The following is a 12,826-nucleotide window of genomic DNA, read 5'->3' as shown; positions in this document are numbered from 1 at the left end:
GTTAATTCAAACAGTCAACATGCTCCTATCTCAATGTCCAGTCAAATGTAGTAAGTCCAGTGTTTTGGAAAAATCGATATCCAAGGATTTAATGGCGCGTAAAAACATTCGGTTCCAATATACTATTTGGTCTCTTGCTTTCCCATGAGGTATTAGAATCCCAAATGCGCGCATGGTTCCTTTTACCATTTAGCATCAGTTTGCGATTGTCTCTCTTTTCATGGATTTCAATCATTAGTCGTTCCTTGCCAGTCAAGGTGAACTTTGGTACGACATATACAAAACGTTTCACTGCACCCACCTTAACCATGGAAGGTCCCTTGTAACTGTAAAGTGGTTCTAGGATAAGTTTCTGATAAGAAGACTTCTTTCTTGAATTCCCATGTGCCCGGAACAGCTGGACAAAATCCACCTCAAAATCGATATCGGACCTGTTTTCGATTTCAAGAACGATATAGGTTTCCTTGCCAAAATAGGACACACCACGAAGTCGAAGGATCATCCCATCTTTACGTTGGGCCTTCAGTACGGTAGTATTTCGTTCCAAAAAGTATTGGCTGGCCTTACGATACTGAAGACTATCTGACATTCTATCGATTAGAGAACCTCTTTTTTCCTTTTGGGCCATCTCATCCTTAGGCTTTTCGGGAAGCACATTGCCAACAGCTTCAATTATGGCTACAAACCTATGGCTTTCCTTGAACTGTTTACGATAGACCAGATAATAGGAATAGGCCAGACCATCCTCTGTCACCACTAGCAGATTGCTGTCATCACCCTGATTACCTTGCAAAAGCCCTACCCTTTCTGGAGTTTCTTGATTATATCCCAGCGTATAATTGGCATGCCCAGTAACCGCCCTTGATATTGGCTTTGGGAATATCAGGGACAACACATGGGTGTCGTTCACATATAGAGTGTCTGATTGCCCATAGGCCACAGTAGTGGAAAAAAAAAGTACCGGTAGATATTGAACTAATTTCATAGGTTTTGATTTTCTGATTTGAGTATGAGTTGATAACCATCATGAACTGTCACGCGCACGGTACGATTGGAGCGTCGGAATACCTGTTTGATGCCTCCCAATTGGGGCATGCCCGGAAGCCTGATATCCTGAACGGCATTGTCCAGCACCTCACGTTTTGCTTCTTCGCGATAACTGTTCTCCACATAGATGCCCTCTTTCCCGTCCATTATATCGTAGGCCTTCAAGCTGACCGAGTGCTGGCCGATATGGTCAATGGCGACAAACACCCGATTGGCCCGAAAGGACACAAATCCATAGAGTAACGTATTTCGTGTAAAATGCCTGCCATTGATATCCATGTCCTCCTTTAGCCGCAGTTCCAGACGGTTTTTTGCCCTGACCTTTTGCTCACCATTGACCACCGCCCTGATGGCAACGGGAGGATGGACGCTGTCGCGCTGAAGTACTTCAGAGCCAAAAAAAGCGGTATGGGCCTTGGAAAAATCAACGGGTTTTGGTTTTGGCTTTGGGTCGGGGCTTTTAGTTTGGTTATCCCATTTTGGTTGGGTCCTTGATTTAGGCTTACGGTAGGTACCCGCCCCATAATCAATACGTCCCTCCTTGTATATGCTGTCCACGATTCGCTGGCGCTGTTTCTCATGTAATTCCGGGTCATAGATCCCGGTGGAATCGATATACTCTTCCCCGTACAGACTGGGCTTTGTTCGGTCCCGTTCTTCCTTGATGGCGTCCACGGCCTCCAGCTTTGAACGGTATTCCTCTGGTTCCTCCGTAAGTTCTGGCACTTTAGGTTGGCTTACCTCCTTATCCTTTGAAGTTTCGCTCATCTGCAGGGCATAGAGAATAATAAACCCGCAGATGCTGATAAGCAGCCCTATAAACAACAATTTGTTTCTGTCCAGTTTCATCATAGCATTATTTGGTTTGTGTTTCCAATTTGCGAAGGGAATCCTCAAAGAAATCTGTAATCAACAGTCCATGTGGATTGTGCGGAAAGTTCCTGTCCACCACAATCAGCTCCCCAGTAGTATTCAGTTGATAACGGTCAATAACCGTCCCTCGATGCACCTCAAACACAGTCCTTGCCTGAAAACGATAGGGCTCATAATCCAAGTCCAGTTCAATGTCCACTCGTACAACCTGTTGCCGTAAGGAAAACTGCAACAGACGGTTATAGACCCCATCTGACTTTTTTTGCCGGTAAATCGCATCCACAGAAGCGTCCCCTAGCCACAAGGCCTTATCCATATGGTCCCCGTAATTGCTATCATCGATGCCATAAAAGAGCCTATGGAAACGGTCAATGTGTGACAGGGCCTCGACCTCCCGTTTTTCCTGCTGGCTCACCAGTTGCAAAGGCAATATTGAACCCTCTGGACCTATGGCAAAGGCAGCGTTCAACAGTTTCTCTTGATAATGAAACAGCAGCCCTATCGAAAGACCACTTGTCAAAAGACAGAGAATGACGACTGCCAACACAATAAAACGGTTAAAGCGAAGGACATCAGTAATGTTTTTATATACTTCTTTCATATCAATTTGTTTTCAAAGTTGCATTTGGATTAGACGCCCCCTGCAAAAAGCCGAAACGTGAAAGTGGTCGCCCGTTTATAGAGTTTGAACTTCAGCAACACGATAAACCCTATGCCTGCCAATTCGATCAAGGGAGCGAACAGTTCGCTGCCAAAGTCCGTTCCGAAGAGGTTGGGCCAAAAATTGTCCGTGATTTCCTGATACAGTGCATTGACAAATACATTGACCAAAAAGAAGGCCGGGACGATCATATACACGGCTGCATACAAGCGAAAAAAGCGATAGCCCATTTCCCTAAACTTCTCAAAGACCGCCATGCTGATGACCAAGGGGAAAAATGCCTGCATTACCCCAAGGATAAAATAGCGCTCGGCCAAAAAGAGCGGATAGATGAACAGGTCCAGTACCCAAAGCACCAAACTGCCGGCCCAGGCCAAGGTTCTTAGCCCCATAAACGGGGTGGCCAGCCATTCGTACAATAGGCCCATCGCCTTGGTGGCGGCATCAAACAGCCCGGTCTCCTCCTCGATTTCCACTTCCTGAAGTCCTAGCGGCAATAGTTCAGGTGCCGTATCGCGGTACCGGGTCTCAATGGCCACTAAAATGGCGTCAAAAGCCCCCAAGACTTCCGTTGAGAACAACACGACCAATACCACGGCAAAATTCCGTATCAAATCGCTGGGCGTCAGTCCCCAGGTGAGCCCTGTTTGTGTGGCTCCGCCCTCGTAATACTTTTTGATGATATTGACCAAAAAGAAGAGTACCCCCAATGCCTTCATCCCACCAATGGTATAGGTGGCAAAACTGCTGTCCTTGATGGTCTGAAAGACCGCATCCACGTATTCAAGTCCCATATCGTTCTAGTTTTAATAGTTGGGTTTCCTATCCTTGATCATTGCTTGCATCTTCCGAAAGGAAATGATCATATCGTACCGCTTTTTCCGATGCTTGATATCGGCCAACATCTTTTGGGATTCCTCCCGTTGGGCCTCCAATATCTCCAGCCGTTCAGCGTCTGTCATATTCAAAAAGTCATTGCTGAGCACCTGGCCCATAAAATCCAATTGGTCCAGGGAGTGTTCCATGATGCCGTTGAAGGCATTGGATATGACCTCTACTTCATCGCCATGGATATAAGGGGAGTTCAACACTTCCCTCAAATCGTCCCGGACCATCTCAAAAAATTGTTCGTTGTGTCTGGTGATGTCCCGCACCGCTTGGTACTGCCTCACCGCATTGTTCACTTTTTCCACCTTTTCCCGTACCGCATTGAGCTGCTCCACCATCTTTAATAATTCTGCGGTCTGCTTGGCGGATTCGATCAGCTGTTTGGCCAAGGATATAAAGTTGGTATTGTCATACACCGGCATCCCCTGGCAGACAGCGCCTGCAGGCAGAAATAAGATAAGGGCGAGCGCTAATACCAACGAGCGGGACCTATTCCGGAAGGATTCGTTTTTATGTGTTTTCATATTGCAGTGTTTTCTGATTAATGAATGCTTGGATGGCCTGTTCCATATCTCTGGTCTTTTCATAAAGCGCCATGATGGTCTGGTTTTCGGTACCGTCGGTGAGGTAGGCGGCATAGGCCTCCCTGGGCACTTCCAAACGGTAGATATTGCTTTCGGACCCTATTTTGATAAAGATTTCCGTGTACTTGCGTTCGCCCCTAAGGTCATTCTTAATGGACCGGAGCTGGTTCAGGTCATGGGCGCTCAAGTTGAGCCGTTTCCCTAACGCATCATATCCCTTTTCGTTCCGCAGGCTGTAGATGACCTGGGTGTTCTCCAGGATGGTGGCCGAGGTATGGTTCTGCGGCAATTGGTTGATGGACTGCAGCACAATGCCGATGGCCCCGTTCTGTTTTCGGATGGCCTGATAGTAGAACTCCACGCTCTCCAGGACATTGGCAAACTTGAGCTGCTTGGCAAACTCATCGAAGAGGATGATACCCCGTTCGCTGCGGTTTTGCCAAATGGTCCTTTGGATGGCCGATTTGATGAGCTTGAGCATCACGGACAAGACCTCACGGTTGTCCCTGACCTCGTCCAGCTCGAATATGATCAACCTTTTGTCCTCCAACCGATGGGATTGGTCCTCTCCTACCTTAAAAAGAAAGCTGTAAATGCCATCCCCCACATACTCCGAGAGGATATGCAAAAAATTGGTCAGATTGAAATAACCGGGGTCAATGCCCGAGGTTTCCAATAAAGTATTTTGATGTTCTTGGATGTAGGTATATAACCCTTGCAGGGAATGCCCTTCTTTGATCTGTTCATAATAGGAACGAAGGATTTTCTTTAGGGCGACCTGGTGTGCCTTGCCCATAGTATCGTCAGTCGCATAAAGTTCCATCAAGAAGTTGGTCCGGTCCTCCAACCACTCCGCCCCCACATTGTGGGGTTTTGGTAGATAAAAGGGATTGATACCAAGGTTTTTACCGGGCTCGTATTTCAGGATAATATGTTCATCTGGATATAATTGGGCAAACTTCGCGTAACTGCCGCCCAAATCGATGATCACCAGGCGTACCTCCTGCTCAAAATACTGCCGCAGAATGTTATTGGCCAAAAAGGACTTGCCCTCCCCCGTGGGGGCAAAGATCGCAAAGTTACGGGCCTTGATTCGCTGTTTCCCTTCGTCCCATACATCCTTCAACACCGGAATGTTGTCCAGGCGGTCATTGAATATGATTCCTTTCTTGTCCGACCGATAATTTGTGGAATTGATCCATAAACAGAGTGAATGTTTTAGGTCGGTGACATAAAGGTCGGTATCCCCAAAATTACTGGAAAACAAGGGGTAGTTATTGAGCACATAATGGATGCGTGACTTGCCCACTGGACAGTAGGGTTTAATGTCCAGTTCCTTGAACCTTGCGGTGAGTTCCGATAACGATCGATCCAAACGCTGCTGGTCCTTTGCCCAACAAAGCACGTTCAATTGGCCCCTGATGATAGATGCCGAATCATCTTGGTTGAGCTTGTTAAGGGTATCCGATACCCTATCGTAAAGTACTTTGTTCCGGGATCCAAAATTGCTGCTCTTGGAGAGTTCCCCCAATCGCTTTTCAAGTTGTTTGCGCCATTTATGCCTGTCATCCAAATGGATGATCTGGTTGACAATATGATTTCCAGGAAAGGCAAGCCCGAAACCATCTATAAAGCCTTGATGGAACAAGAACCCCTCCGCGGTATATTGTGCGTTGGGGCGACTGGTCTGAACGGTATCCCCAAAACAGGCTTCATTGTTCACGGCCAGGGCACCGAACCAATGGTCGCCGACCTGGACCCCTTCCTTTCCCAAGACCATGTCTGTATCAAAGCCCTTGTTGAATCCGTTGAAATAGGCATCGGTATATTGGACCATAGCGGCCTGATTGAAGGGCAACAGTTTTAGTTTTGTGGAATTGTTGAGGAATCCAACGGCATCCCTGACCGCTTTTCCGAACTCTTTTGTTCGTTCCCCAAGGGTCTGTGGTAATTTTTTGGAAACCTTGGCGAAGGGATTGATCAATGCCGAACTGTTAATGGCCTTGTTCTTGGGCCAGATAAAAAAGATCAGGGACTCATGGCAAAAGTGTTCCCTGCCCTCAAAATGGTCCTTAGTCGCCTTGGCCAAAAATGAACCATCTGACAGTGGACTAGCATCATAAGGTTTTTTTTGATAAATATCCTGCTTGTGGACCATGGTACCAATAGGTAAGGATTTTAATCCTTGGAACCATTGACCGTGCAGCTCCTCGAAATCCGACTCCGACAAGGAGTAAATCTCGGGCAGTTCCACTCGATAGGCGTAAGCGATGTTCCCGTTGTTGGCCAATACCCTGTTCCGTTCGATATCCACGATGGGATAGCTTTCATGAAAGTTTATCGCAATGTTCATAGGGTAGTTATTTTTTTGTTCGAGATACTATGCGGGAACCATACCCCTATTTGGAGCATTCCCGGTTCTTGGGCCAGTTTGAGCAATACACCATAAAGCACTGCATTGACAAGGCCTACGCCAATGAGGAGCATCAAATTAAAAGAGAAGATGACCGCCATGAGAGAGCCCACAACGGCCATCATCTGGAGGGCAAAAAAAGCCACGGGCAATCCAAAGATCAAGGCACGGACACGGATGTTTCGGTATACGTTATACTGTTTCATATCATCTTGTTGTTTACTAAAATGTTGCGTGCTCATTAGACGACAATACCGATGAGATAGGTAAAGATCCCAACGACCGCCCCAGCGATGAGCACAAAGACGAGAACACGGGTGATCCCTTTTTTGAGGTCGGCGTTCTCCCCAAAGAAATGGCCCGCATTGAAAAGAAAGCCTATTAAGAAGATGACGCCTAGGATGATAGGGAAAATGGCCCGGATGGTATCCGAGATGTCCGCAACAGAATCTTCGATTCCTCCGATTTGGGGATAGCTTGTCTGCGAGACAAGAAGTCCAATAACAAGTGTTACTGATTTTTTAAAGTTTTTCATGACCGTTCGTTTTTTGGTGGGCTCCACCCCATACTTCGGTAATGGAGACCTGTTTGTGATGATTGATTGAAATGACCCTTGGGCTTGTTATATAGCCCAATAGGATTTGCGATGTGGAATTTCCAGTGATACGGATAAAAGACTTTAAAAATCACATTTTTTAACACTTGTCGGTGTTAATTATTGAAGTATTGGCACCATAATGAGGAGTTCGCTAGAAATTGTTCAACAAAAGTCTTCCGATATGAAAATGTACCTGTGCTCTCTACTTTTGTTTGGTTGCTGTTTTACTCTGATGGCTCAAAAGCCGGTTATAATTATTGATCCGGGGCATGGAGGACCTGATTCGGGAGCCATTGGTTCCAATGGAATCTTGGAAAAGGATGTAGTATTGGAAATAGCCAAACAATGTCTGCAATTGAACCGTAGGTTGTTCGGGGACCGTTTAGAAATCTACCTTACCCGTTATACCGACACCTTGGTCTCCTTGGGTACTCGCACTAGGCTAGCCAAGGCACTTGGAGCTGATGTGTTTGTGTCCATCCATTGTAACCAAGCTCCTAATGACAAGGCCCAAGGTTTTGAAATATTTTTGTTCCATGACCAAATTGATCAGAAATCCACGGTTATAGCCGCCAATTTGGCCAACCAGTTACAGCATCGACTGGGTATCCATCTTCGGGGCATCAAACATGCCAACTTCCAAGTGCTACGGGATACCCACGGGTACTGCCCCTCCCTCCTCTTGGAAACGGGATTTATCTCAAATGCCGCGGAAGCGAACTATACCAAAAAAAAGGAAAGTCAATCCGCCATAGCCCTGGCCTTGTTACAATCGCTTATCAAATCCTTCCAATATGACTGAACTGTTCTTGGCCATGACCAAAATATTGAGACAGCTATTGTCCGAATGGATAGACTTCTTTATAAATGAAGTGGACCAATTGCGGAACAAAGAATAAAATCCAATGAATACCAAATGCATAGGGATAAAGCCCATTTATGATAAGGTGATCTTTGAACATGAAATTTCTTCAAATTGGAAAATCAAAATGACTCTAAAAAAATTATCTTTATAAGATGTGCTATTCCACTACATTGCGAAAGACCAAGGAAGAGGTCGAAGAAAGGTTCAGGGCGAGACTGCAAATAGAACTGGAGTATACCCCTTTCTATCATATGAATGGTTTTACCCATGGCAACCTGTATATCGTCCCCATGGAATATCCCGATGAACTGGTTCCGGCCATGTGGGGCTATGTTCCTCCCTTCGGGATGGATGACCCCGACGCATTTCATAAAAGGTACAACACCCTAAACGCCAAAAGTGAAACAGTTTTTTCCAGCAATACCTACAAGCACTCCATACACGACAAGCGCTGCCTCATCGTTGCGGATGGTTTCCATGAACCGCATCATGTCAACAAAGTATCCTATCCCTATTTTTGCCACTACAAGGATGATTCGCTTTTCGCCTTTGCCGGTCTCTACTCCGAGCTGGATGACGACCTCTATAGCTGTACCATCATTACCATGCCGGCCAATGAACAGTTCGTGCATATCCACAATGAAAAGAAAAGGCAGCCATTGATTTTGGACGAACACTGGGAAGAGGATTGGCTCCTCCCTGATTTGCATGAACCAGGTATCAAAGAACTCATGAAATCCGCATTTACCACCAAAGAGATCGAAGCCTACCCAGTATCACGCGATCTGTACAAAAGAGGAATCGACACAAACAATAAGCTGGCCATTGCAAAGAAGGATTATCCGGAACTCAACGAACAGGGCAGTCTGTTTTAACTTATCAACACATCCATGTATTTATTGGAATAAATCCTAATTTTGGGATTATTTCCAATGAAGCATATCAAATACAGAAATTCGGACAAAAAAGCCATCAAGATATTGTTGCGTGAAATCGGAGCGTACCGGTATGAAATCGCCTTGGAACAAATGAAGGTGGAACAACGGCCCATTAGCATGGAAGGATTCTACCTTGAGGCAAACGAGGACTGTATATTTTTGTGCCATCGCTATCCATCCGGCTACATCCTGAAGCTGATGAAAGTGGAACAGTTCGAGATGTTGCCCAGGGATGAGTGGGAACTTGTTAAGGTCTAAAAAATTAAATTTGAAATAATAAACAATTCATACAATGGATGAAAGGGATATGACCTTGTTTTTTCATAGTGTTCTTAAAAACACATTTGCTAAGATTAGAGAAATTGTCAAATCCAAATCGAATGTGATTTACATAGAAAAGGATTCAGAGAATGAAATTATCATCAAACCAATTCGTGACTATCCTAATTTTCTATTTCAAATTACTAAGCCAATTGAAAAAGGAAATAATTTAGTTTTTAGCATAACAAGGGCACCAAAGAATGCCCGGAGCAACGACAGCGAGATTCTGAGTTCTGACCATAAGAATCTTGAAAGGGTTTTTAATGCATGGATTGAATTAATCAATAAACACCTTGGCAAAAAGCCTATTCACCCAAGTGAAGACAGCGTAAACCAACAATACGATAAAGAGTTCTATGATTGGTTTGAAATTGTCGAGGAAGATGCTGATTCTGCACCGTTTGACATAAAACGTCAAATATTAATTGAGCATTCGTTGGATATAGGTATTAAAGCTTTAATTGAGGCTGGGGTAAAAGAAGATGACCCAATTATTAATGAAGCACATTCCTTGAAATCCAAAGTAGGAATTTATACTAAAAAGCAAGTTATTCAAGTTGGTAGGCAATTATATGTTATGTTAAGAAAAAAAGGAGGGGTCTTAACGAAAAAAGTATATGACATTTGGGAAAAAGAAATGATAGCCATGGGCTTCAAAGAATTAATAAAACTCTTGGGAAATGAGGCTTTGAAACTTCTATCCTAGGTTTCTCCTGCATCATTTCAAACTTATAGAGTCTTGCTTAAGCTGACTGTCCTCCTTTTCAGCTGTATACCATTTGCGCAATCCATTTTAAATTTCAGTTTTAAAAGCGGGTTTCATTAAAAGTTGTTCCTTATTGGAAATACCTATGTGTTTGGCGACAGATTCCCAATCCTTGACTACTTCCAGTACCTCATTGATAATAACATCCATTTCATTATCACTTAAGCGGAAATATTCCCCTACACTTTTTGCAAGTTTAAAGTCAAGGGCATTATCATCGGTATCAATATTTAGTGCCAATCCATCTTTTTCAATGGAAGGGTTCAGATCATACGCTGGAGACAGTTCCCAACCTTTTTCATTTAGAATGAAACCGTGGTTCCGCAGATGGTCGTCCGTATTTGATACGGCAATATTAAAAACTATTCTACGCCATAATTGATGTAAATTTTCCGTTACATTGGTTCCGTAATTCTCAATCACATCCACAATATCCAAATAGCTCGGCGAGTAAGACTTCAAGGTCTCCTCCGTGTTTCCGGTCATCGTCATAGCAGATGCAAAATGGATACGACCACCATTTTCACGGTCAAATCTTTTGGTGAGAAAGGTATGATATTGGCCAGCTATCTTTTCTAATCTTGATTCTGCCATTTCGATACTGCAGGCTGTCGCAAGTTTATACGTAAGAAATTCCCAAGCAGCCTTATCAACCGTATCTGTTTTGGAAGGAAACTTGGCAATCCATAGGTTTTTATCATTATCCAATATATTCGCTTTGGGACGTGCACCACCCAAGGAAGAACCCGGTGCTATAAGTACAGCTATCCATTGGCGTATGGCATCGTTTTGCGTATCACTTTCCAATTGCTTGACCGCTTCCTGTAAATCACCAAGTGAGGACCAAGGAGGTGTTGGGTTTTGGTTATCATTGTCTAAAAATGGACCATCCCGCTCGGTCTTAAAGCGTAACGCCCCCATTCGACTCTGATCATATACACCAAGAAGATAATCTATTTCATAAAGCGTTTTTGCCTTCTCGTTTCGAGCTCTTGCATCCTGGGCTTCGCGACGCTTCATCAAGGTCTTTCCCCAAGTATCCGGCATACTGTCCAAAAATATCCCAAAATTTTCTTTATCGACTGGAAATTGAGGTCCTGAATAAAATTCAATATCCGGGTCTAACAATTGGTACAAACCTTTGTCCAACCATTCTTTGTTATATTCAAAACTGAAAGCCTTTTTGGCTTTCGCAAAATGAGCCGATAGGACGCCTATTTCAATAGGACCATTTAATCCTATCCAATCGGCATAAACGTAAATATCAAATTTTCCCTGAGCCATGACCTACAGTAAATCCAAATCTTGTAGTTTACGACCGAATTCATCGTCCTCCGCTATTTTTGAAAAATCACTTTCGAGATTTAATACCTTCAGAACGTTGAAATATATCCCTATGGCCACAGTGGGGTCGCCTTTCTCAACACGATGTAAAGTAGCACGATGAATGCCGGCGCGTTCCGCGACCTGTTCGGCGGTCAATTTTCTTCGCTTTCGTGCAAGTTTGATATTTTCTCCTATCCCATCAAATATCTTTTGGTATTTGGGAAGAAGTATTGCTTTCTTAGAGTTCATAACGTCGTTTATTAACGACAAATATACAATTTTTGATGTAAATAAGCGACATTTTATGATTAAAGACCATCATATGATTTTTTAAACCAGAAATAGAACAGCAAACCGTGAGTTCCTTAACATGACTGGAAAGTTGACCTTTCAACTATTTCCTATTTGGTTCATCCCGCTTCATACTCACCCCATAACAGCGGAGGTGCTGACATCGGTTTATCCATTATATTGACCTTTAAAGGGGCCAACTTTGAAACACTGGCCTTCTTGGTCAACTTGGGAAAGTAAACTCCGCACCTATTAATATGGTCATACAGCAACTGAGAGCTCAATAGATAATCATGTTTGGCCAACCATCCTGAGTGTGAACCAGTGTTGGAAAACCCATTATTTTTCATATCCCCGATTACTTCAAACCTTGAATGCTCCGTAATATCCCTGACCTCCCTGTCCGACAATAATGGCCTTAAACTATTTCCATACGAAACCTCACCTAAAGTTCCACATATGACAATCCTATCCTTGCCCTGAGCGGATAAACGATTACAGTACGACTTTATCCGTCGGTTCTGTTCCTTTCGCTTCGCACTGTAATCCTCATCCCTGCTATCCTCCGAGAATCGTGTACTGATGATGGTCAGCTCATCCCCGATCGGGGTAAGAATGGTATATTCTGGGCAGTCCATTTCAAAAAGGTCCTTGCCTTCTCGGTCTCTTTCATGGGCATGGGGTTGGAACCCGATGATTCGGTAACCGTTCCTGGTAAGAATCGCATGGCCCAATCCCCGATTGTCGTTGCCTTCTGTGAACAGCCACTGCTCAAAGGCGCCGCCCAATTTCGGTCCCAAATAATCCTTGTTGAAATCCGATAAGGAGGCCCTATCCTCCACTTCCTGTAAAACCAAAATATCCGGATCGGCCTTTGCAATGCAATCCACTTTAGAGCTTCGGTGCTTTTCATCCAAAGGATAACTTCTGAGTTCTACCCAGCCGTTCCAACCGACCCGTTCCGTAGCCCTGGTTTGACGCTCCCCTCCCAAAGGTTTTACGTAAAGGTGTCCCCCCTTTCTTCGCAGGGTCAAAAAAGGTTCGGTGGCCTGTGGGCTAAAACCCATCAAAAAGGCCAATTCCCGCATACGTCCCAATTCTTGATGCTGTTTGTTGGGATTCTTCAACAAGGATTGGAATTCCTGCATCCAATCTTGAAGGTTCTTGGAAGCATTTTGCCGTAAAAAGGAGAGGTCCCTGTGAAAAAGGTTTTGGATGTTCATCGTTGCTATTCTCATGATTGTCGATTTTTTGA

General features: G+C 44.3%; 15 protein-coding genes. 4 read left to right on the top strand and 11 right to left on the bottom strand.

From position 1 onward, the window contains the following. Nucleotides 1-88 precede the first annotated feature (88 nt). From D2V08_RS01330 to D2V08_RS01295, 8 genes are read right to left on the bottom strand one after another with little or no spacing between them, the layout of a single operon-like run. Nucleotides 89-985, bottom strand: a complete 897-nt coding sequence (locus D2V08_RS01330; RefSeq protein ID WP_119606347.1) for a DUF4138 domain-containing protein — start codon at nt 983-985, stop codon at nt 89-91. Further along, complete coding sequence (traM, locus tag D2V08_RS01325) at nt 982-1,899, bottom strand: conjugative transposon protein TraM (protein WP_119606346.1); 918 nt, start codon at nt 1,897-1,899, stop codon at nt 982-984. The genes D2V08_RS01330 and traM overlap by 4 nt, the downstream gene beginning before the upstream one ends. A gap of 4 nt (nt 1,900-1,903) precedes the next feature. Next, on the bottom strand, nt 1,904-2,521 hold the full coding sequence (locus tag D2V08_RS01320) for a conjugal transfer protein TraK (RefSeq protein WP_119606345.1): 618 nt from the start codon (nt 2,519-2,521) through the stop codon (nt 1,904-1,906). Nucleotides 2,522-2,550: 29 nt separating this feature from the next. Beyond that, on the bottom strand, nt 2,551-3,375 hold the full coding sequence (locus tag D2V08_RS01315; RefSeq protein WP_119606344.1) for a hypothetical protein: 825 nt from the start codon (nt 3,373-3,375) through the stop codon (nt 2,551-2,553). 12 nt (nt 3,376-3,387) lie between these two features. Beyond that, nucleotides 3,388-3,993 carry a conjugal transfer protein gene (locus D2V08_RS01310; protein ID WP_119606343.1) on the bottom strand — a complete coding sequence of 202 codons (606 nt, stop codon included), beginning with the start codon at nt 3,991-3,993 and terminating at the stop codon, nt 3,388-3,390. After that, nucleotides 3,980-6,406, bottom strand: coding sequence for a TraG family conjugative transposon ATPase (locus D2V08_RS01305; protein WP_119606342.1), 2,427 nt, complete (start codon nt 6,404-6,406; stop codon nt 3,980-3,982). The genes D2V08_RS01310 and D2V08_RS01305 overlap by 14 nt, the downstream gene beginning before the upstream one ends. After that, nucleotides 6,403-6,672, bottom strand: a complete 270-nt coding sequence (locus D2V08_RS01300; protein ID WP_119606350.1) for a hypothetical protein — start codon at nt 6,670-6,672, stop codon at nt 6,403-6,405. Before D2V08_RS01300 ends, D2V08_RS01305 begins: the two co-directional genes overlap by 4 nt. Nucleotides 6,673-6,707: 35 nt before the next feature. Further along, complete coding sequence (locus D2V08_RS01295) at nt 6,708-7,001, bottom strand: hypothetical protein (RefSeq protein ID WP_119606349.1); 294 nt, start codon at nt 6,999-7,001, stop codon at nt 6,708-6,710. Nucleotides 7,002-7,245: 244 nt separating this feature from the next. Here D2V08_RS01295 and D2V08_RS01290 point away from each other — a divergent pair, with 244 nt between their 5' ends. The 4 genes from D2V08_RS01290 (at nt 7,246) to D2V08_RS01275 (ending at nt 9,894) form a co-directional block, all read left to right on the top strand. Next, complete coding sequence (locus D2V08_RS01290; protein ID WP_220473370.1) at nt 7,246-7,866, top strand: N-acetylmuramoyl-L-alanine amidase family protein; 621 nt, start codon at nt 7,246-7,248, stop codon at nt 7,864-7,866. Nucleotides 7,867-8,081: 215 nt separating this feature from the next. Beyond that, the gene (locus D2V08_RS01285; RefSeq protein ID WP_119606340.1) at nt 8,082-8,804 is read left to right on the top strand and encodes an SOS response-associated peptidase; all 723 of its coding nucleotides are present in this window, start codon (nt 8,082-8,084) and stop codon (nt 8,802-8,804) included. 57 nt (nt 8,805-8,861) lie between these two features. Further along, entirely contained in the window at nt 8,862-9,125 is a 264-nt protein-coding gene (locus tag D2V08_RS01280; protein WP_119606339.1) for a hypothetical protein, read from the top strand. A gap of 34 nt (nt 9,126-9,159) precedes the next feature. Continuing rightward, on the top strand, nt 9,160-9,894 hold the full coding sequence (locus D2V08_RS01275) for a hypothetical protein (protein WP_119606338.1): 735 nt from the start codon (nt 9,160-9,162) through the stop codon (nt 9,892-9,894). 87 nt (nt 9,895-9,981) lie between these two features. Here the strand turns inward: D2V08_RS01275 and D2V08_RS01270 are convergent, their stop codons facing one another. The 3 genes from D2V08_RS01270 to D2V08_RS01260 all read right to left on the bottom strand — a co-directional run bounded on the left by D2V08_RS01270 (nt 9,982) and on the right by D2V08_RS01260 (nt 12,809). After that, complete coding sequence (locus D2V08_RS01270) at nt 9,982-11,238, bottom strand: type II toxin-antitoxin system HipA family toxin (protein WP_119606337.1); 1,257 nt, start codon at nt 11,236-11,238, stop codon at nt 9,982-9,984. Between the two features lie 3 nt (nt 11,239-11,241). After that, a complete protein-coding gene (locus D2V08_RS01265; RefSeq protein WP_119606336.1) occupies nt 11,242-11,529 on the bottom strand; it encodes a helix-turn-helix domain-containing protein in 288 nt (95 codons plus the stop codon). Nucleotides 11,530-11,690: 161 nt separating this feature from the next. After that, nucleotides 11,691-12,809, bottom strand: a complete 1,119-nt coding sequence (locus D2V08_RS01260) for an exonuclease/endonuclease/phosphatase family protein (protein ID WP_147374027.1) — start codon at nt 12,807-12,809, stop codon at nt 11,691-11,693. Between the last annotated feature and the right edge of the window lie 17 nt (nt 12,810-12,826).

It is taken from the genome of Flagellimonas lutimaris (genome assembly GCF_003581615.1).
Taxonomy (GTDB): domain Bacteria; phylum Bacteroidota; class Bacteroidia; order Flavobacteriales; family Flavobacteriaceae; genus Flagellimonas; species Flagellimonas lutimaris.
The sequence above is the reverse complement of the archived record's forward strand: the minus strand, read 5'-3'. Positions and strand labels throughout refer to the sequence as shown.